At 38.0% G+C, this 20,844-nt stretch carries 23 protein-coding genes; 19 read left to right on the forward strand and 4 right to left on the reverse strand.

Annotated elements, in window-relative coordinates:
- Positions 1–19: 19 nt before the first annotated feature.
- Entirely contained in the window at positions 20–1,393 is a 1,374-nt protein-coding gene (locus GZ996_RS01240) for a TrkH family potassium uptake protein (protein WP_162011146.1), read from the reverse strand.
- A gap of 128 nt (positions 1,394–1,521) precedes the next feature.
- Here GZ996_RS01240 and GZ996_RS01245 point away from each other — a divergent pair, with 128 nt between their 5' ends.
- Positions 1,522–2,259: a TraX family protein gene (locus GZ996_RS01245; RefSeq protein WP_162011147.1), complete on the forward strand. Its 738-nt coding sequence runs from the start codon at positions 1,522–1,524 to the stop codon at positions 2,257–2,259.
- Between the two features lie 20 nt (positions 2,260–2,279).
- Here the strand turns inward: GZ996_RS01245 and rsmG are convergent, their stop codons facing one another.
- Entirely contained in the window at positions 2,280–2,993 is a 714-nt protein-coding gene (gene rsmG / locus GZ996_RS01250; RefSeq protein ID WP_156805972.1) for a 16S rRNA (guanine(527)-N(7))-methyltransferase RsmG, read from the reverse strand.
- A gap of 68 nt (positions 2,994–3,061) precedes the next feature.
- Here rsmG and GZ996_RS01255 point away from each other — a divergent pair, with 68 nt between their 5' ends.
- The 8 genes from GZ996_RS01255 to GZ996_RS01290 all read left to right on the forward strand — a co-directional run bounded on the left by GZ996_RS01255 (position 3,062) and on the right by GZ996_RS01290 (position 9,048).
- Entirely contained in the window at positions 3,062–3,616 is a 555-nt protein-coding gene (locus GZ996_RS01255; protein ID WP_162011148.1) for a LemA family protein, read from the forward strand.
- A 12-nt stretch (positions 3,617–3,628) separates the two neighbouring features.
- Positions 3,629–4,519, forward strand: coding sequence for a zinc metalloprotease HtpX (htpX, locus tag GZ996_RS01260; protein ID WP_156805974.1), 891 nt, complete (start codon positions 3,629–3,631; stop codon positions 4,517–4,519).
- Positions 4,520–4,590: 71 nt separating this feature from the next.
- Positions 4,591–5,124 (forward strand): YceD family protein, encoded by a 534-nt coding sequence (locus tag GZ996_RS01265; protein ID WP_162011149.1) that lies wholly within the window; start codon positions 4,591–4,593, stop codon positions 5,122–5,124.
- Between the two features lie 297 nt (positions 5,125–5,421).
- Complete coding sequence (gene rplK, locus GZ996_RS01270) at positions 5,422–5,847, forward strand: 50S ribosomal protein L11 (RefSeq protein WP_156805976.1); 426 nt, start codon at positions 5,422–5,424, stop codon at positions 5,845–5,847.
- A gap of 42 nt (positions 5,848–5,889) precedes the next feature.
- On the forward strand, positions 5,890–6,579 hold the full coding sequence (rplA, locus tag GZ996_RS01275; protein WP_004194879.1) for a 50S ribosomal protein L1: 690 nt from the start codon (positions 5,890–5,892) through the stop codon (positions 6,577–6,579).
- A gap of 137 nt (positions 6,580–6,716) precedes the next feature.
- On the forward strand, positions 6,717–7,463 hold the full coding sequence (gene pyrH, locus GZ996_RS01280) for a UMP kinase (RefSeq protein WP_202922597.1): 747 nt from the start codon (positions 6,717–6,719) through the stop codon (positions 7,461–7,463).
- 107 nt (positions 7,464–7,570) lie between these two features.
- The gene (frr, locus tag GZ996_RS01285; RefSeq protein WP_156807061.1) at positions 7,571–8,128 is read left to right on the forward strand and encodes a ribosome recycling factor; all 558 of its coding nucleotides are present in this window, start codon (positions 7,571–7,573) and stop codon (positions 8,126–8,128) included.
- Positions 8,129–8,193: 65 nt separating this feature from the next.
- On the forward strand, positions 8,194–9,048 hold the full coding sequence (locus GZ996_RS01290; RefSeq protein ID WP_156807062.1) for a CvfB family protein: 855 nt from the start codon (positions 8,194–8,196) through the stop codon (positions 9,046–9,048).
- A 126-nt stretch (positions 9,049–9,174) separates the two neighbouring features.
- Here GZ996_RS01290 and GZ996_RS01295 read toward each other — a convergent pair whose 3' ends face one another.
- Positions 9,175–9,939, reverse strand: coding sequence for a DUF2785 domain-containing protein (locus GZ996_RS01295; RefSeq protein ID WP_161980811.1), 765 nt, complete (start codon positions 9,937–9,939; stop codon positions 9,175–9,177).
- Between the two features lie 231 nt (positions 9,940–10,170).
- On the opposite strand from GZ996_RS01295, the gene GZ996_RS01300 reads away from it, so the two are divergent.
- The 6 genes from GZ996_RS01300 (at position 10,171) to GZ996_RS01325 (ending at position 13,813) form a co-directional block, all read left to right on the forward strand.
- On the forward strand, positions 10,171–11,478 hold the full coding sequence (locus GZ996_RS01300; RefSeq protein ID WP_202913595.1) for a D-alanyl-D-alanine carboxypeptidase: 1,308 nt from the start codon (positions 10,171–10,173) through the stop codon (positions 11,476–11,478).
- A gap of 127 nt (positions 11,479–11,605) precedes the next feature.
- Positions 11,606–12,115, forward strand: coding sequence for a peptide-methionine (S)-S-oxide reductase MsrA (msrA, locus tag GZ996_RS01305; protein ID WP_156807071.1), 510 nt, complete (start codon positions 11,606–11,608; stop codon positions 12,113–12,115).
- Positions 12,112–12,603 carry a GNAT family N-acetyltransferase gene (locus GZ996_RS01310; protein WP_161979089.1) on the forward strand — a complete coding sequence of 164 codons (492 nt, stop codon included), beginning with the start codon at positions 12,112–12,114 and terminating at the stop codon, positions 12,601–12,603. Before msrA ends, GZ996_RS01310 begins: the two co-directional genes overlap by 4 nt.
- A gap of 10 nt (positions 12,604–12,613) precedes the next feature.
- A complete protein-coding gene (locus GZ996_RS01315; protein ID WP_162011151.1) occupies positions 12,614–12,829 on the forward strand; it encodes a YozE family protein in 216 nt (71 codons plus the stop codon).
- A 7-nt stretch (positions 12,830–12,836) separates the two neighbouring features.
- Positions 12,837–13,307 carry an NUDIX hydrolase gene (locus GZ996_RS01320; protein WP_162011152.1) on the forward strand — a complete coding sequence of 157 codons (471 nt, stop codon included), beginning with the start codon at positions 12,837–12,839 and terminating at the stop codon, positions 13,305–13,307.
- A gap of 125 nt (positions 13,308–13,432) precedes the next feature.
- Positions 13,433–13,813, forward strand: coding sequence for a RidA family protein (locus GZ996_RS01325; protein ID WP_156807075.1), 381 nt, complete (start codon positions 13,433–13,435; stop codon positions 13,811–13,813).
- A gap of 1,279 nt (positions 13,814–15,092) precedes the next feature.
- Here GZ996_RS01325 and GZ996_RS01330 read toward each other — a convergent pair.
- Positions 15,093–16,148 carry an alpha/beta hydrolase fold domain-containing protein gene (locus GZ996_RS01330; protein ID WP_162011162.1) on the reverse strand — a complete coding sequence of 352 codons (1,056 nt, stop codon included), beginning with the start codon at positions 16,146–16,148 and terminating at the stop codon, positions 15,093–15,095.
- A gap of 321 nt (positions 16,149–16,469) precedes the next feature.
- On the opposite strand from GZ996_RS01330, the gene nrdR reads away from it, so the two are divergent.
- From nrdR to der, 4 genes are all read left to right on the forward strand, one after another.
- Entirely contained in the window at positions 16,470–16,964 is a 495-nt protein-coding gene (nrdR, locus tag GZ996_RS01335) for a transcriptional regulator NrdR (RefSeq protein ID WP_156807076.1), read from the forward strand.
- Positions 16,951–18,105 (forward strand): DnaD domain protein, encoded by a 1,155-nt coding sequence (locus tag GZ996_RS01340; RefSeq protein ID WP_156807077.1) that lies wholly within the window; start codon positions 16,951–16,953, stop codon positions 18,103–18,105. The genes nrdR and GZ996_RS01340 overlap by 14 nt, the downstream gene beginning before the upstream one ends.
- A complete protein-coding gene (dnaI, locus tag GZ996_RS01345; protein WP_156807078.1) occupies positions 18,106–19,008 on the forward strand; it encodes a primosomal protein DnaI in 903 nt (300 codons plus the stop codon).
- 155 nt (positions 19,009–19,163) lie between these two features.
- Positions 19,164–20,474: a ribosome biogenesis GTPase Der gene (gene der, locus GZ996_RS01350; protein ID WP_161979092.1), complete on the forward strand. Its 1,311-nt coding sequence runs from the start codon at positions 19,164–19,166 to the stop codon at positions 20,472–20,474.
- Positions 20,475–20,844 lie beyond the last annotated feature (370 nt).

Raw genomic sequence — 20,844 nt, forward strand, 5'->3', positions numbered from 1 at the left:
AATTCTTTCTAAATGGAAGTTAACCTAGACTGATGTCAGCTCTAGGATAGGTTATGGTTGTTTTTTGTTTTTGAGAAAGGCTGAGCAAGACAGTGAGTGGCCCAACACGACCAAGAAACATAAGCAACATGATAATTACTCTGCCCAAGAGACTGAGCTGAGATGTCAAATTCATTGAGACCCCGACAGTTGCTAGAGCACTAGCTGTTTCAAAGAGAAGGGCAAATGGAGATTGGCTAGGTTCTGTGACTAATAACAGGAAGTAACCAATGATAAAAACGCTAAAGAAGAAGACTAAGATTGTTAGAACCTGCTGAATAATCTCTTGAGGAATACGCTTTTTAGAAAAGGTAACGTGTTTATCGCCACGTAATTCAGACTTAAAGAGTAAAACAATTAGAGAGGCGCAGGCGATTTTGATACCTCCAGCGGTTCCTCCGGGTGCCCCACCAATAATCATCTGAATGATAAAAAGAAAATTTGTTGCGGAATGTGCTTGGCTGTAATCGATAGTAGCAAAACCAGCAGTTCTCATTGTTACGGTTTGAAAGAAAGAAACAAGCCCCTGTTGGAAAAAGTTAAGGTTACCGATAGTATTTGGATTGTGATATTCAATAAGCCAAGAAAGTAATGTCCCACCAGTCAATAAAATGAGAGTTGTCAGTAACACCAAACGAGTCTGAATTTTTAATCGGCGCAGAGTGAGCGATAATTTTTTCGGTTTACTTTTAAGGTAGTCCTTTAACCTGTGAACGATATCAATCCAGTTAGCAAAGCCTAGTCCACCGGCGATAATGAGAAAGGCTATCGTCAGATTGACTAAGGGATTTGTTTGAAAATCCATTAAGCTGTTGTTTCCGAGATTGTCAAAGCCAGCATTACAGAAAGCTGAAACTGATAAAAAGATAGCATTGAAAATACCGTTGATGAACCCAAAACGTGGGATGAAATCAATCATTAAAATTCCAGCGCAAGCCATTTCAACAAAAAAAGTAAATTTATAGATAGAGTAGAGAAACTTGTTAAGGTGTCTACTGGATTCACGGCTGAGGGAACTTTGCAGGACAGTTAGGTCGCTAAGGGATAGTTTCCGTCTTAAGGTATAGTAACTAAAGGCGATTAAGGTAATCAATCCTAGTCCCCCAATCTGAATGAGAATCATAGAGAGTATCAATCCAGCATGATTATAAACGTCTGCAATAGGGAAAACAGAGAGTCCTGTTACACAAACCATGGAAACGACCGTAAAGAGATGATCAATATAGGCTGTTTTAGGTGCTGAAGGGAGATGAAAAATGGGGAGAGATAGTAGCACGCTTCCTAGTATGATCACAAAAATAAAACTAAGGCAAAGCTTTTGAGCAGCAGTTAGCTGATTAAAAAAAAATCTCACGAGCAATACTCTTTCTAAATAAGATTAAGAATATGATAACAAAATTTGGGATAAAGGCAAATAGGAAAATGCTTATTGTTGCTTTTTGATTGTAAAGAGGATAAACTAATGTGAGAAAGTGAGAACATATGAAAAAACATGATGCTTTTAACCTTAAAGTGATTGCCATATTGGCTATGTTGATCAATCATATTGGTCATACTTTTGAAGTGATTTGGAATCCACCTGTGTGGACTTTTTTCTATTTATCCGTAGGGTTACTGACTTTTCCGATTATGGCTTATTTGATGGTGGATGGGTTTTACTATACAAGGAATCGTTGGAAATATGCAGGTAGACTAGGATTCTTTAGCTTGTTATCCTTTATTCCCTTTCACTATACTTTTTCATCTCCTCTACCAATGTGGGTCGGAAATAACATCATGTTTACCCTAATGATGGGGGTTCTTATGATGATGGTCTTAGAAAAATGTCGTTCTTTTTGGTGGGAAATTCCTGTCGTTCTAGCTTTTATAACGCTAACACTTTGGTCGGACTGGCAACTTTTTGGAATCCTGATCATCTATGTCTTCTATCGCTTTAGGCAGAGCAATCATAAATTTTGGGTTATTCCATTTGTATCTCTAATTATGGTGCTCTTAAGTTGGAATACCTATGAATCATACTTGCAAGATCTTTGGTTAGGATCGTTAGTAAAGGCGATAATAGTAGCCAATTTAGGTATTTTGTTGGTCATTCCTATATTGTTGTCTTATAATGGGCAACGTGGCTATTCACCAATTTGGGTTAAATGGGGCTTCTATGCATTTTATCCTGGGCATCTTTTAGTGCTATGGGGAATTCGTTTCATGATTTTTGGATATTAAAAAACTGCTCAAAGGCAGTTTTACAATGGTTTTTTATTTGGGAGACCCGCCCGTCTAGGGTATTTATTCGGGGACTCTTTTTTCTTTTCAACGATGGTGATGTTGCGACCATCTCCGTTTGGCAAATCATAGTTATAAGTATTTATGACTTTTGAAAATAGTAGAGCGAGTGCATTCTTAGCGTCAGCTAATTCATTTTCAGCGGCAGCAGCTTTAAGTGCAATCAATTGACCACCGATTTTTAAAAAAGGAATAGTCAATTCAGATAAAACCCGCATATGTGCGACAGCCCGAGCGGTTACAATATCGAAGCTAGCACGAAAAGCCTTATCTTGTCCAAAGTCCTCTGCTCTGCCATGGTAAAAATGAACCCCTGATAATCCTAATTCCTCAGCTAGAAGTGTCAAAAAATGGATACGCTTATTAAGTGAATCAATGATAGTCACATCAAGCTCAGGGCAAAGAATTTTCATAGGAAGACTCGGAAAACCGGCTCCAGCACCGATATCTAAAAGTTTGAGTGATTTATTTGTGATTTTACCTTGTAATACTGGTGCAATAGAATCATAAAAGTGTTTGAGATAGACCTCATTTTCCTCAGTGATTGCGGTCAGATTGATTTTTTCATTCCATTCCACGAGTAATTCAAAATAGCGTTTAAATTGTAGCTTTTGTAAATCGCTGAGCTTAAAGCCTTGGTCAGCGAGCATTTGATAAAATTCTTCTTTAGTCATGATCTTATTTTACCACAAAAGATTGAAAACTTGATATAATAGAGCCAATAAGATTATGGAGGTCTATTATGTTGTGGATTATTCTTGCTGCAGTTGCAGTGGTTATAGTGTTATGGGCTGTCAGTTCTTACAATGGATTGATTAAAAGCCGTATGCAAACTCAAGAAGCCTGGAGTCAGATTGATGTTCAATTAAAACGTCGTAATGATTTGATTCCTAATTTGATTGAAACGGTCAAAGGTTATGCTAAATACGAGGGAGATACATTAGAGAAAATAGCAGAGCTTCGTGCTCAGGTTGCAAAGGCCCAAACCCCTCAAGAAGCTATGGCTGCCTCAGATGCTCTTGGGCGTCAAGTATCAGGGATTTTTGCAGTAGCAGAAAACTATCCTGATTTGAAAGCGAATGCCAGCTTTGTTAAGTTACAGGATGAATTGACAAATACAGAGAATAAAATTTCTTATTCACGTCAACTTTACAATAGCACGACAGCTAATTACAATACGAAATTACAGACAGTCCCTACTAATATTATTGCAGGATTATTTGGCTTTAAAGCAAGTGAATTCTTAGCAGTACCAGAAGAAGAAAAAGCAGTTCCTAAGGTTGAATTTGATTTCTAATGAGGTGAGCTGATGTTATATGACCAAATTGCCAGTAATAAGAGGCGGACGGTCGTGCTACTTATCGCCTTTTTTATCTTACTCACCGCTCTAGGTGCAGCGGCAGGTTACCTTATTTTAGGAAGCCTAGAGTTAGGTGCCTTTATAGCTTTGATTATTGGAACCATTTATGCGGTTAGCATGATTTTCCAATCTACTAATGTGGTCATGTCAATGAATAATGCCCGTGAAATTACAGAAGCTGAAGCGCCTGACTATTATCACATTGTTGAAGATATGGCCATGGTGGCGCAAATTCCTATGCCAAGAGTTTTCATTATTGAGGATCCTTCCCTAAATGCATTTGCGACGGGTTCCAGCCCGGAAAATGCAGCAGTAGCCGCGACAACTGGCCTGCTCTCTGTCATGACACGAGAAGAGCTAGAAGGGGTCATGGGACATGAGGTTAGTCATATCAAAAACTATGATATCAGAATTGCGACTGTTGCGGTAGCGTTAACAGCAGCAATAACTATGATTTCCTCAATAGGCGGTCGTTTCCTCTATTTCGGAGGAGGAAGACGGTCACGACGTGATTCTGATGAGAATGGCGGAGCAGGAATTCTGATTTTGCTGTTTTCGATTTTGGCACTTGTGCTAGCACCAATGGCTGCGACCATTGTTCAGTTGGCTATTTCCAGACAGAGAGAATTTTTGGCTGATGCAAGTTCTGTTGAATTAACGAGAAATCCGATGGGAATGATTAAGGCGCTTGAAAAATTGGACAACTCACGTCCAATGGCTCACGAAGTTGACAGTGCCAGCGCAGCTCTTTATATTAATGCTCCAAAGAAAGATTTAAATGCCTTGTTTCAAACCCATCCACCAATTTCAGAACGCATTGAACGCTTGCGTCAAATGTAAAATCGTCTCTAGAGGCGATTTTTTTTGATGAAACTGATATAATGAAAAAAACGATATAAGGAAAAGTAACTATGTTTAATTTGATTGACTTAAAAAAACAAACTGAAGGCATTGCGTTTGATCGCAAACTAGATATCAAAGAAGCTTTATTGGAACGTGATTGCAGTATTTTGGACATCACAGACGTTAGAGTGACGGGGCATATTTCTTACGATGCAGGGCTTTACTTGCTTAATTACCAACTAAGTTATACGATTACGCTACCTTCAAGTCGTTCGATGGAAGCAGTAGTTTTGAATGAAACATTACCGATTTCAGAAGTTTTTATCGAAGAAGCAGATGCCAAAGAAAAAGCAGAACTTGTTGAGGAAGATTTGGTTCTTGTTGTTGAAGGAGAAACCATTTCATTAGAAGAGAGTATTGTAGATAACATCTTACTTAATATTCCTTTACGTGTATTAACTTCTGAAGAGGAACGAGATGATCAGATGCCAAGTGGCAATGCTTGGACAGTCTTAACTGAGGAACAGTATCAAGCACAGCAAGAAGAAAAAGCAGCGGATAATAATCCTTTTGCAAGTCTCAATGGACTATTTGATGAGTAAGTTGAATATCATGAAAGCCTTTATCACTGCAGTGAGAAAGAGGGGAAAATGGTTGTGCCAGTCTTTCTCAATTGAGACAATGTGATAGGTAAGTCAACTTGTAAATATGCTATCTTAGAAATATAAAGCTAGATGTAGGTTGTTGTGTGCAAGGTGCAAAAACTTATATAAAAAGTGATATAATTTCTTGCATTCTTACAAAAAATCTGTATAATAGTTAGAGTATGCCAATGGCATATTTGTGGGAGGTAAAAATCTGTAATTACCGCCAAAACCACAATAGGAGGATTTTATATCATGGCTAAAAAAGTCGAAAAACTCGTAAAACTTCAAATTCCTGCAGGTAAAGCTACTCCAGCTCCACCAGTCGGCCCAGCACTTGGTCAAGCAGGTATCAACATCATGGGATTCACAAAAGAGTTTAATGCTCGTACAGCTGATCAAGCTGGTATGATTATCCCAGTCGTTATCTCAGTGTATGAAGATAAATCATTCACTTTCGTGACTAAAACACCACCAGCTGCTGTCCTTTTGAAAAAAGCTGCAGGTGTTGAAAAAGGTTCAGGTACACCAAACAAAACTAAAGTTGCAACAGTTACTCGTGCACAAGTACAGGAAATTGCTGAAACTAAAATGCCTGACTTGAACGCTGCATCTGTTGAAGCTGCAATGCGTATGATCGAAGGTACTGCTCGTTCTATGGGATTCACTGTTACTGACTAATAGTAGCACCCAAGATTATCTGATTACAAGGAGACATATAACATGGCTAAAAAAAGCAAAAACTTGCGTGCTGCTCTTGAGAAAATCGACAGCACAAAACTTTACAGCGTAGAAGAAGCTGTTGCTCTTGCAAAAGAAACTAACTTTGCTAAATTTGATGCGTCAGTTGAAGTTGCTTACAACTTGAACATTGACGTTCGTAAAGCAGATCAACAAATCCGTGGTGCAATGGTATTGCCAAACGGAACTGGTAAAACGTCACGCGTTCTTGTTTTCGCACGTGGTGCTAAAGCAGAAGAAGCAAAAGCTGCTGGTGCAGACTTTGTTGGTGAAGATGACCTTGTTGCTAAAATCAACGGTGGTTGGTTGGACTTTGACGTGGTTATCGCAACTCCAGATATGATGGCTGTAGTTGGACGTCTTGGACGTGTCCTTGGTCCTCGTAACTTGATGCCAAACCCTAAAACTGGTACAGTAACTATGGATGTTGCTAAAGCAGTTGAAGAGTCTAAAGGTGGTAAAATCACTTACCGTGCTGATAAAGCAGGTATCGTTCAAGCTCTTATCGGTAAAGTATCATTTGACGCTGACAAACTCGTTGAAAACTTCAAAGCTTTCCACGATGTAATGGCTAAAGCTAAACCAGCTACTGCCAAAGGTACTTACATGACTTCAGTATCAATCACAACAACACAAGGTGTTGGTATCAAAGTTGATCCAAACTCACTTTAATTTGTAAGTAAAAAAATCCACTGGTTTTCGGTGGATTTTTTCATTAGAAAAAGAGAGTTGTTTTGCTAAAATCTTGTGAGATTTCGCTAGGTAAAATAGGCAACTTATGATAGAATATTAGAGATGAAATTTAGTATATGATAAGGAGAGAATTCGTGGAACCTAAATACAAACGTGTCTTAATTAAGCTATCTGGTGAAGCTTTGGCAGGTGATAAGGGTATTGGTATTGATTTGCCTACTGTTCAGAAAATGGCTAAAGAAATTGCAGAAGTGCATGAATCAGGCGTACAGATTGCTCTTGTTATTGGAGGGGGAAATCTTTGGCGTGGAGAGCCAGCAGCAGAAGCAGGTATGGATCGCGTACAAGCAGACTATACTGGTATGCTTGGTACAGTGATGAACGCTTTAGTAATGGCAGATAGTCTCCAAAAATATGGCGTGGACACTCGAGTGCAAACTGCAATTGCTATGCAAAATGTAGCAGAACCTTACATCCGTGGTCGTGCTCTCCGTCATCTCGAGAAAGGTCGCATTGTTATCTTTGGCGCAGGGATTGGTTCTCCTTACTTCTCAACGGATACAACAGCTGCGCTTCGTGCAGCGGAGATTGAAGCTGAAGCTATTTTGATGGCGAAAAATGGTGTTGATGGAGTTTATAACGATGACCCTCGTCAAAATGCTGACGCTGTCAAATTTGATGAATTAACTCATGTAGAAGTCATTAAGCGTGGTCTTAAAATTATGGACGCTACAGCTTCTACATTGTCTATGGATAATGATATTGATTTGGTTGTATTCAATATGAATGAAGTTGGAAATATCAAACGCGTTATTTTCGGTGAAAATATCGGAACAACTGTTTCAAATAAAGCAACTCATTAATAGCTCTGCTATTGTTAAAAATTTAAAGAAAAAGAAAGGTATTGACTCTGATAAACAGAACCAGAAAAAATTCTGGTCTGGTTTACTCGGTTTTGATAACTGGTATTATGGCAAACACAATTATCACAAAAGCACAAGAACGTTTTACACACTCGCACGAATCATTGGCTCGTGAATTTGCATCAATCCGTGCAGGACGTGCCAACGCAAGTCTTTTAGACCGTATCCAAGTAGAATACTACGGTGCTCCAACCCCACTTAACCAATTAGCATCAATCACGGTTCCTGAAGCGCGTGTCCTTTTGGTGTCACCATTTGATAAATCATCAATCAAAGATATTGAACGTGCGATCAATGAATCAGATCTTGGTATCAATCCTGCTAATGATGGTTCAGTTATCCGTTTGGTAATCCCAGCATTGACGGAAGAAACACGTAAAGATTTGGCTAAAGAAGTGAAAAAAGTTGGAGAAAATGCTAAGATTGCTATCCGTAATATCCGTCGTGATGCAATGGATGAAGCGAAAAAGCAAGAAAAAGCTAAAGAAATCACAGAAGATGAATTGAAATCTCTTGAAAAAGATATTCAAAAAGCTACAGATGATGCTGTTAAGAAAATTGATAGCATGACTGCTGACAAAGAAAAAGAGCTTTTGACTGTATAAGGGACAAAAATAGTAAAAACAGAGGAGGTGGCGGTCCACTTCCTCAATTTTGTAAAGGAAAATAAATGAATAAATTACTTGGAACAGTTATCACTGGATTGGTAACGGATGAAAATACAAACTTTTATTTTGTCCAAAAAGACGGATTGACGTTTGCCTTGGATAAAAATGAAGGAACACATGCTATTGGAGATATGGTAACGGGTTTTGCCTATAGCGACAGTAAACAAAAACCACGCTTGACTACCAATGAAATAAAAGCAACTCGTGCGACATATGGTTGGGGAACCGTGACGGATGTCCGAAAAGACCTAGGGGTTTTTGTTGATACTGGTTTACCTGATAAGCAAATCGTTATCTCTCTTGATATTCTCCCAGAGATTAAGGAGTTGTGGCCTAAAAAAGGTGATCAACTTTACGTAATGCTTGATGTAGACGCCAAAGATCGTATTTGGGGAATTCCTGCGCAGCCTGAAGTTTTCCAAAAAATAGCTGGTCCTGCCTATGATAATATGCAAAATCAAACCTTGAAAGCTATTGTTTACCGCTTGAAATTATCTGGAACCTTTGTGTACTTACCAGATAATAATATGCTTGGTTTTATTCATCCAAGTGAACGCTTTGTAGAACCTCGTTTGGGGGAAGTGCTTGAAGCTAGGGTTATTGGTTATCGTGCTATTGACCGCACGCTTAATCTTTCTGTTAAGCCCCGTTCTTTTGAAATGTTGGAAAATGATGCACAGATGATTTTAACCTATTTGGAAACCAACGGTGGCTTTATGACTTTAAATGATAAGTCATCTCCAAATGAAATTAAATCAGTCTTTGGGATTTCAAAAGGACAATTTAAAAAAGCTCTTGGCGGTCTCATGAAAACCGGCAAGATAAAACAAGATCAGTTCGGTACAGAGCTTATCTAGTGTGGACAGTAGCATTTTACTAGAGGTCTAATACCAGTTGAGACTATAAAAAGACCTATTCCACCCTGTAAAAAGGAGGAATAGGTCTTTTGGCTATTATCACAATTTTGAAAATTTATAGAGCAATTAATAGTGAGTTAAAATGGCTTGTTTCAATTCAGGTTTTAAAATTTCTTCTTTTTCACAAGTTAGATAGATTTTAGCTAGAAATGCTTGGATATTGAGTGAACAAAAATAGTCTTCTGGACTTTGTTCAGAATAGCTAAGGTTAGAAATCCATTTTGCCAGTTCTTTTTGTTCTAACTTTTCAGAGATAACTAATTGAATAAAGATAAAAGCTAGACGATCAGCTTCACCAGCTGAAAAGACGCTTTTTTGTTTGTAAAGCAAATCAATGGTTGTTTGCCAAACGTCGTGTAACTCTTGTTGTGGAAAGGTTTCGTGAAGGCTGGTAGCCATGAGAAATTCAGCTCCATGGGCGATGGCGTGAATCCAACCTCGTTTATCATCATAACCGCGGGTATCTGACTCGGTTTTTAGGAAATCAAATGCTTCTTTAAAGAGTGCCGCTCTGCTATTTTCCAAAAGAGAAAAATAAGGGCTACTTTCCAAGTTATCACAGAAAAGGAGCAGACTGGCTAGCAGTGCTGAAAATGAGCGAGTTAAAGTATCTGGATGTTTAAGAAAACGTTTGTTTTGAAGCTGTTGAGCTAGCTGAAGAAATTGTTTGGGACTAATCAATTGATGTTCTAAGCCATATCCGAAGGTGTTGTAAATCAAGTTATCGCGAATTTCTGGATCGGGATGTCCGATATTTAAAAGACACCAAGCTAGTTCTTCATCTGTATAGGAAATTAAAGAATTTAGTTTATGCTGTAATGTTTCTATCATAGCAATATGATACCACAAATGGGACTGAAACAGTGAAATAGGCTAATTTATAGACCTAGTTAGACTCTAAATATGTGTTTTAGACTAGGTTCCACTTTAAAAGGTGAGATGGAACTTACTTTTGGAATTATCGAAGCAATGGAAATGGTTTTGAGTTTTAAAAGGTCTTTAAAATCATTTTTAGATATGATAGAATGGAATCATCTATAATTTGTATTGATGAGGTGTTTTGTGAAAAAACTTGTTGTACTCTTGGTTGTTTTTATTGCTCTGTTTTTTCCTGTAGCTATACAGGCAGAAGACATTATGGACATCACCCGTGCGGCTGGTTATGAGGTTTTGGAAATGAATCGTCCAAAGGCCTCAATTGCTATTGATGGGAAGACCGGTGAAATTCTTTGGCAGGATAATATTGATGCCCTACGTGATCCTGCAAGTATAAGTAAGGTGATGACGCTTTATCTAGTTTATGAAGCTATTGCTGAGGGTCGTTTGACTGAGGAAACGATTATTACAGCAACTGAGGCGGATCAAGCTATTGCCCAGATTTATGCAATTTCCAATAATAAAATTGTTGCTGGTGTCGATTATACTGTAGGTGAGCTTATTACGATGACGATTGTACCATCGTCAAATGCAACAACTGTTATGTTGGCTAATTATTTGTCTAATAATGATGCGGATGCCTTTCTTGATATGATGAATGCCAAGGCTCAAGAGTTAGGCATGACCAATACGATGTGGAATAACGCTAGCGGAGCTGCAGCGGTAGCATTTAATGGATACTACTTGCCTCAGCGTTATGATAATTATTTACCAAATGAAACAACTGCACGTGATTTGGCTATCTTAGTTTATCATTTGGTTAAAAAACATCCTGCTATTCTTGAACATACAAAAGATCCTGTTGTTACAGTTAAAAAAGGAACACCTTATGAAGAAACTTTTGAGACTTACAATTACTCTTTGCCAGGAGCTAAATATGGTATTGAAGGAGTTAACGGTCTTAAGACCGGTTCAAGTCCAAGAGGAGCCTTTAACTACATAGCGACGGTTAACCGTAATGGTCAGGAAGTTATTTCAGTTATCATGGGAGTAGGTGATTGGGCTGATCAAGACGGGGAATATTATCGCCATCCTTTTGGAAATGCTATTATTGAAAAAGTCTATGCTGATTATGAGAACCGTCTTTTATTAAAAGCTGGAGAGCATGAAATCAACGGTCAAAAATATGCACTAAAAGAGGATTTTTATGGCACCTTGAGAAAAGGAACAGAACCAGTTTATCAGGTTGATGAACAAGGGAATCTCTCTTTAGATAACGGGCTTGAAAGTGTCAGTCCTAATATAACATCAAGTCAAATGGTAACAGTTGTTGAAAATCCTGTAACTAAAGCAATAAAGACAGCTATACCGAGATCAAGTGAAAATCAAACATCGCTTACAGATCTTTTGTTTAAAAAAGGTTTAATTGTTATTCCGCTTATTGTTATTTTGCTAGGTATTTCGATTTTTGAATGGAAACGAAAAAGAAAATAAAATAAGCAAAAAAAGGCGAGGAAACTCGCTTTTTAAATTGCCTAATAATGCTTATTTTTGCTATAATGAACCATTATAGGAATTTGTCTAAAAGAGTTCCATCAGTTTTTACGGAAAGGATGGCGTTATGGAACGAGCTATATTTGCAGGGGGCTGTTTCTGGTGCATGGTACAGCCGTTTGAAGAGCAAGAGGGAATTTTATCAGTGAGAAGCGGTTATACTGCTGGGCATGTCTCAAATCCTACTTACGAGCAAGTTTGCAGTAAAACAACTGGTCATACGGAGGCTGTTGAGATTATTTTTGATCCTAAGAAAATTACTTTTTCAGATCTAGTTGAGATTTACTGGGCGCAAACGGATCCAACAGACGCATTTGGCCAGTTTGAAGACCGTGGAGATAATTATCGCCCTGTGATTTTTTACTGTGATGACCGTCAAAAGGAAATAGCAGAGCAGTCCAAGGCAGCCTTGCAGGCTTCAGGGCGTTTTGATAAGCCGATTGTCACAACCATTGAACCCGCGCAGCCATTTTATGAGGCAGAGGAATACCACCAAGGGTTTTATCAGAAGAGTCCAGAACGCTATAAAGAGAGCTCAGCTATTCGTAAAGCCTTTTTGAAGGAGAACTGGAAGTGATTGCTGTTCGAGCGTTGACTATAGATGATAAAATACAGGCTGCTCCTCTTTTGGCAGCATTTCGTTCAACATTAAGAAGTTTTAAAAATCGACAGGTTGCCCTTGATTTAGAAGAAGGAGCAGAGGAGTTTACCTTCTTTTTAGATGAGAAGTATCCCATGTATGGCGCTTTTATCGAACAGGTTTTAATTGGCTATGTTGTTTGTAAGGTGGAAGGTTCATTGGTTTGGATAGAACAGCTCTTTGTCTCCGAGGCGTTTCGCAGACAAGGTGGTGCGGCGGTTCTTTTTGAAAAGGCTAATCAGCTATCTCAATCAGTAGGTGGTGAAACATTATTTCAATATGTTCATCCTAATAATCATGAGATGTTATCTTTTTTGAGAAGCCAAGGATATACAGTTTTAAATTTAATTGAAGTTCGTAAGCCTTATCAAGGCGAACAGTTGACGCAAACGATTTATGTGGACGATGAACCTTTTGATTATTAAGGAGAAAATAGTGAGGAAATCATTTTATAGCTGGCTGATGGCACAACGCAATCCAAAATCAAATAAGCCGATGGCCATCTTAGCGGATTTGGCTTTTGAGGATATAAACTTCCCTAAACACACGGATGATTTTGAAGTTGTCAGTCGTTACTTGGAAGATGAGGCAAGTTTTGCCTTTAATCTTGGTGATTTTGATAGAATTTGGGAAGAATATTTAGGACATTGAGGGACAAATGGATTTGAGCTTTAAAACAGTAGGTGGTCGCTTCAATTACCGTGTAGCAGCGGTTATTTGTCGTGACGGAAGATTGTTGACCATTCAAGAACCTAACTCATCTTACTCTTACTTACCTGGTGGTCGTGTTGCTATGAAAGAAACGGCTGAAGAGGCCATTCTCAGAGAAGTCTTTGAAGAAACAGGATTGCAAGCGGAGCTTATTCGTCCTTTGTGGCTTAATCAAGCCTTTTTTACTGAAGATCAGACAAAAGAGTCCTTTCATGAAATCTGTCTTTATTTTTTGGTGGAGCTTCTAGTGGCTGATACTGAGGATTTTTTAGTTATGGAACATGGTAGAGTTAATCAGTTCAAGTGGCTCGCTTTTGAGGAGTTGCAAGAAACCTATTTTTACCCTGAGTTTTTGAAAAATGAGATTTTTCAGTTGCCGAATCACTTGACCTTACGGGTGGAAAGAGAAAAGGATTAGCATTGTGAAGTGACTGGCTAGGACGATATTAAGTTGATTTGAGAAACTTGAGTTCTATCGACATTTGCTAATCTTATTTTGGAGTTAAGGTAATATATATTCATATGATAAAAAAGGAGACACTAATGAAAACGATTCATACAGATAAAGCACCTGCAGCAATTGGGCCATACGTTCAAGGGAGGATTATTGGTAACTTATTGTTTGCAAGTGGTCAAGTGCCTTTGTCACCTGAGACTGGGGAGATTGTTGGAGAAACAATCCAAGAACAAACACGGCAAGTATTGAAAAATATTGCTGCGATTTTAGATGCGGCCGGTACAGATTTTGATCATGTGGTGAAAACCACTTGTTTCCTTAGTGATATGAATGATTTTGTGGCCTTCAATGAGGTTTATCAAACGGCTTTCAGTTCAGATTTTCCAGCTCGTTCAGCTGTTGAAGTGGCCCGTTTACCACGTGATGCCAAAGTTGAGATTGAAGTGGTTGCTGAAGTCTCCGCTTAAAGGATTTGGTGTCTATACGCATTCAAAAACAAAATTAGAATTTTAGATTTTCTGATGTCATTGCTGGACTAATGAACGTTGTGAAGATAAAACGATTGTTTCGCAATAGTGATATTTTTATCAGTGAAATTGTTTGGTGGAATTTGATAGTCTTGGGGAAGGGTATCAAAAACTGGTGCTGAGAAATAAGAGAGTGACAGTAGTCTGAGCTTGGAAATAAGAGAGTTCAAAGCTTATTCTTGGTAAGAACGGATTTTTGGTAGAATGATTAGTGGACATGTTCATCTGTTTCTATACTGAGTTGAGGAATTCTAGTATATCAGACGATCATGTCTTTTGGGTGCATTTCATTTTAAAACGTGGGATTTTTAATACTGAATTCATTTCAAAATCTGAAATGGTGGATTTTATATTTTAACAATTGGAGTTAATTAGATGTCTATTGTTGTAGAAATTCAGCCATATTTATCATTTATATTGAGACTAGAAATTGGGACAAACCAGCATGGATGGCAAATCTCATTCTCAGAAGTTAAACTTTTTAGCGTCATCTAAAATGCGACCACAAGGTCGCTCGAAACAGATAGTTGCCACTGCTACCGTGTCGTGGTAAAAAAACGATTGAGCAGATTCTGTCAATCGTTGAGAGGAGTGAAACTGTCCAGTGGACACTTTCAGTGTGAGCCTTAAAACTAAAAATCGAACGAAGAACTTAGGTTTAGAAATAAGGAATGGAACTCTATAGGAGGTTTTGATGTTGACTTCGTCGGTTTCATTTCTAACCTCCAAAGGTCTCTTAACCTTTCGAGTGTCCTTACAACATAAGCCTAGCTGTTCCAAAAAATTGTGAATACAAGCTATTAGATTTTGATTTTTAAATGAAACATATAAGGCCTCCAATTGAGTGTGGTAATTCCTGTTAGAAATTGATTGTTTTTTTATTCTAGTGTACAGGTAAATCCACGAGACATCCACTGGGGATCTTTACATATTGTCTATAAGAAAGAAACAAAAAAGTAACTTTTGAATGTGGATTAGTATTAAAGCTATTTTGAATCATACAGAAAAACGTAGAAACTACCAACTACGTTTTTATCATTTGTGAAAGAAGTAAAGATGAATCTGGCTGAGGCTGGCTTTATAACTGATAGTTCTTATGGAGATGTGCCAACTGATAAGGAGATTTTAGAATGCTGTATTATCCTTAAAAAATCATTACTTTTCTAGTAAGATATGGTGGCTCAACTAAAGTTTTCAAGAATTTTAGTGAAATGTAGTTCTAATAGGGGTAGGTGCCATTGATGATTTTAATGAGTTGTTCTTGTGCTTCAACTGCTTCCGGAATTGGATAAATAGGATAGACATGATTCATGTCTTCTTTTTCAATGTAGATAATCTTGTTAATTCCTGTTGCCTTAAGTCTGTTGGCGTAGTCACGAATATCTGGGTAAAGAATATCTCGCGTCCCTGTGAAAATAGTTGTTGGTGAGAGGTAATTAGTAGGGCCGTTTTTGGGACTAACATAGATATGGTTAGTGTTATCAGGAGATTTTGCCCAGAGTTCCCCAATCCGGCGTAGTCCCCAAGCTGATAGGATTGGATCGCTACCTTCATATTTCGGAATGTCAGGATGGGTCAGGTTAACATCTAACCATGGAGATAGTAAAATGAGCTGTTCGGGTTGCTTTAAGTGTCTTGGATTACTTTCATTGTGCAAGGCGTACGTTAACGCCAAAGCTAGTCCTCCACCAGCAGAATCACCCATCAAAATGAGATGATCAGTCGTCTCTGAAACGGTTTCGTAGAGATTGACTAATCGAGGAATAGCATAATCATAGCTATAGCGAGGTGTTTTGGGATAAATTGGGAGGACAATTTTAGCATCTAGTTGTTCTGATAAGTTTTTCAACATACTAATATGGTATCTTGTAGGATTGTTGAGGTATGACCCGCCAGCAAGATAGAGGATAGTTTTTTGCTCTTTGTTGTTTTTGTCATTCCAAGTAAAGACTTGCATGTTGAAAAGGGATTTCTCCTCTGTTAACTGACCATTGACAGTGCTGGGATCAAGGTGATAGGGCTGGTCGGATTGCTCACGGCTGGCATTGAGATACTGTTGGAAGGTGCTATCGTCTTGAATTTGGTAGTAGCTTTTATCACGTTTTAACCAGAAATATTGCTCAATGAACCAACTTTTCCAAGAACGGTCGCGGGCATGTGTGATATAGGGATACGAAACGACTAAGAACAATCCAGTAATAATAAGCGTTTTGAGAATTTTTTTCAAAATATTCTCCTTTATAAGTAGTTTATTGTACAGAATTAGTATAGGTATAGAAATTAATTTTGTCAACGATAAATGAACATATTTTTGATAATTGATGTTTTAATGCTGAATAGTAGAGATTGTGCAAATCAAGTTTAGAACTAAAAGTTTAAAGTTGTTTCCATTGATATTTTAAAGAATACTTCATATTAAAAACGTACAAAACAGTGAAACCTATTTTAGAAAATGTTCCATTGCGGGAGATAAACTGGAACTTACTTTAGGAAATTAGTAAAATTACTCGACATGGTTTTCAAAAGATGATTGCTTTGTTTATTGTAAAAGTTATGGTAAAATGAGGTAATAGATATTAGAGAAAGTAGGTATGTTATGCGTTGTCCAAAATGTCATTGCAATAAATCTAGTGTTATTGATAGTCGTCAGGCTGAGGATGGCAATACGATCCGTCGTCGCCGTGAGTGTGAAGAGTGTGCTAATCGTTTCACAACTTTTGAGCGTTTAGAGGAAATGCCACTTCTTGTGATTAAAAAAGACGGAACGCGTGAGCAATTTTCTCGTGATAAAATTTTAAATGGCATCATTCAAAGTGCTCAGAAACGACCGGTATCTAGTAGCGATATTGAAAAAGCGATTAGTCGCATTGAGCGCAAGGTTCGTAGCGACTATGATAGTGAAGTTGAAAGCACCGTTATTGGTAATCTTGTCATGGATGAATTGGCTGAGCTGGATGAGATCACCTATGTTCGATTTGCGAGTGTCTATCGCTCTTTTAAGGATGTTGATGAAATCGAAGAACTTCTTAGACAAATCACTAGTCGTGTAAGAAGTAAGAAGAGTGGGAGTCAAATTTATGACACCGAATGATATATTTTCCTATCTTGAGGGACATAGTCCTGTTTATGATACGCAAAGCCTTGCTAAAGTGTATCAACCAATTTTAGGAGTTGATGCAGTCGGGCTTTATGCTTATTTTGTTGCTTTCTGGGATAATGGTGTTGGAAAATATAAATTTACTGATATCTTAAATCATATGCAGTTTGGGATGTTACGATTTGAGGAATCTCTGGCTTTACTAACTGCAATGGATTTAATTGGTTTTTACCAAACTACAGAAGGATATGTGATTGACTTAAAACCTGCTCTAACAATTACAGATTTTTTGGACAATCCTGCTTATCGTCGGTTATTAGAAAAACGTATTGGTGAAGTAGCTGTAGAACAATTTATCAGGAAAACACCCGAAAAATTTCGTAACCTTTCTAAAAGATTTTCGGATGTGTTCACTGGCATTGATGAAATTAGCATCAAGCCTCAACGAACTTCTCAATTTGATTGGGAATTTTTTAAACAACGGATGCAATCCGACGGTCTGCGTCTAGTTGAGGAAGACGAAGAAGTTGTGGAGCTTTATAATTTAGCTGAAAAATATCAACTGACCTGGTTTGAGTTGTATAAAATTGCCAAGCAAACGGCTCACAGGCATGTTATCTTACCTAAGCGTATCAAAGCTTTTTTGGAACAAGAAGAGCAATCCTTTTCGGCTGAATTCACAAAAGAAGAATTTGAGTTGTTAGCTAAGGTTAAAACACAGAATGCAACTGAGATTCTAGGTGAAATAAAAAAATCTCGTAAGGCTGTTATTACGTCTGATGAATGGAGAAGTTTGGACGAGTTGGTTGCGATGAATTTCTTAGACGAAGTGATAAATGTCATGGTGATTTATACGATGGCAAAGACTAAGTCAGCTAATCTTAACAAGTCTTATCTGATGAAGATTGCAAATGATTTTGCCTATCAAGATATCACAACTGCCGAGCAGGCCATTATTAAATTGCGTAGCTTTGACCAGAGAAAGAAAGAGAGTCAACCATCGCGTCGAACACCTAAACCTAATGTGCCTGAATGGAGTAATCCTGATTACAAGAATGAGACTACGCCTGAGGAAATGGCTAAACTTGAAGAAATGAAGCGACAAATGTTGGCGCGTTTGGGAGGAAATGAATAGATGGAAAAAGTTGGACAAACCATTGAGCGCAGTCAGCACCTATATAAAACTAGCACTGATGAATTGATGCGGATGATTTTAGCTGATTCAGAGATATCTGATTTTATTGCCAAGAACCAGATGACTTCTGAACAAATAAAACGTAGTTTACCAAAATTTAACCAATACCGTAACGAACGTGCAAAGTTTCAGTCAGGAGATGTTAGCTATATTGCTAAGGGTTATCAACCAATGCTCTTCATGAATGAAGGATATGCGGACGTCTCTTATCGTGAAACGGAAGAATTGAAAGCTGCACAAAATCAGCAAGCGATTGAAAATCGCATTAATCTAGTTAATTTGCCCAAAACTTATAAAAAAATTACTTTCCAAGATGTTTATCTAGATGATGTTAAGCGCATTGAGGTTTTTGATGATTTGATCAGATTTGTAGCTGAATACCCTAATTCTCAACAAAGAGGACTTTATCTTCATGGTGATATGGGGGTTGGGAAATCTTTTATGCTGGCTGCTATGGCACGTGAATTAGCTGAAAAGAAGGATGTTTCAACAACATTCTTACATTTTCCAAGCTTTGCTATTGATATCAAAAATGCTATTAATACCGGTACTGTTAAGGAAGAAATTGACTTAGTCAAAAAAGCTCAAGTTCTTATTCTAGATGATATTGGTGCAGAGCAATCAACATCATGGGTACGTGATGAGGTGCTTCAAGTTATTTTGCAATACCGAATGTTGGAAGAATTGCCAACTTTCTTTACATCAAATTATAGTTTTTTTGATTTAGAGAAAAAACTAGGAAATATTAAGGGATCAGATGAAACTTGGCAAGCTAAACGTGTGATGGAGCGCATCAGATTTTTAGCAAGAGAAATTCATCTTCAAGGAGAAAATAGAAGGTAAATTTTGAGACAATTAATCAAAACTGTTATACTTTAACCAAAGGTAAATTAACTTTTAACATCATAATCTATCGTTGGCGTCAAAATTGGCTTGAAAAGGGATTAGATTGCTTAATAGTATAACGGTTAAATTATGAAAAATTTTTGAGGAGAAATATGGCTTTACCTACAGTTGCCATTGTTGGGCGTCCCAACGTTGGTAAATCAACACTTTTTAATCGTATCGCTGGAGAACGCATTTCTATTGTTGAAGATGTTGAAGGAGTAACACGCGATCGTATTTATACTACTGGAGAATGGCTTAATCGTCAATTCTCTCTTATCGACACTGGTGGTATCGATGATGTGGATGCTCCATTCATGGAGCAAATCAAGCATCAGGCGGCTATTGCGATGAATGAGGCGGATGTTATTGTTTTTGTTGTTTCTGGGAAAGAAGGTGTCACGGATGCGGATGAGTATGTTTCTCGTATCCTTTATAAGACTAACAAACCAGTCATTTTAGTTGTCAATAAAGTTGATAATCCTGAGATGCGTAATGACATTTACGATTTTTATTCTCTAGGTTTGGGAGATCCTTACCCTGTTTCATCTGTTCACGGGATTGGTACAGGTGATATCTTGGATGTTATTGTAGAAAATCTTCCGACAGAGCATGAAGAAGAAAATCCAGATATCGTTAAGTTTAGTTTAATTGGTCGTCCAAATGTTGGAAAATCGAGCCTTATTAACGCTATCTTGGGAGAAGAACGCGTAATTGCTAGCCCAATTTCTGGCACAACCCGTGATGCGATTGACACCAACTTTACTGATAGTGAAGGTCAAGAGTATACCATGATTGATACCGCAGGTATGCGCAAATCTGGGAAGGTTTATGAAAATACGGAGAAGTACTCGGTGATGCGTTCCATGCGTGCCATCGATCGTTCAGATGTTGTTTTGATGGTTATCAATGCTGAAGAAGGTATTCGAGAGTATGATAAACGCATTGCCGGCTTTGCGCATGAAGCTGGAAAAGGGATTATCATTGTGGTTAATAAGTGGGACACACTTGAAAAAGATAATCATACCGTAGCGCAATGGGAAGCGGATATTCGTGACCAATTCCAATTCTTGAGTTACGCACCAATTATTTTTGTTTCTGCAGTTACAAAACAACGTCTCCATAAATTGCCTGATCTCATCAAGCGTATTAGTGATAGTCAAAACAAACGCATTCCATCAGCAGTGCTTAACGACGTCATCATGGATGCGATCGCGATTAATCCAACGCCAACAGATAAAGGCAAGCGCCTCAAAATCTTTTATGGCACTCAAGTTGCTGTTAAACCACCGACATTCGTTATCTTTGTGAATGAAGAAGAATTAATGCATTTCTCTTACATGCGCTTCTTGGAAAATCAAATTCGTGCCGCCTTTGGTTTTGAAGGGACACCAATTCATTTAATTGCTCGTAAGCGAAAATAATTGTTACAGGAGCTTGGTATGAAACAAGTTGTCCGTTATGAACAGGAGCTTGTCAGATATTTGCAATTGTATAGTTTTTTCATATTTCAGCGATAGTTGTTCTACTGGTGGAAAAAAAGGTAAGGTTGAAATGATTTTCTCCAAGATGCAGTGAATTGTCTAGGGGGGTGTGAATGCTTTCGTGCAAGAAAAACAAAAAAAGTCTGAGACAAAAATAGTTCTCAGCGACAAAAAAGCTAGAGATTCCTAATAGCGGAACTCTAGCTTTTTAGTTTTGAGTTGTTCTTTTACTGTATTTTAGGAGATTATTGGCCATAAGTACCAATCCCATGTCAATTGTCACCTGACATTTGCCTCTTAAGTTACATCT

It is taken from the genome of Streptococcus sp. S784/96/1 (assembly GCF_902729355.1).
Taxonomy (GTDB): Bacteria; Bacillota; Bacilli; order Lactobacillales; family Streptococcaceae; genus Streptococcus; species Streptococcus caledonicus.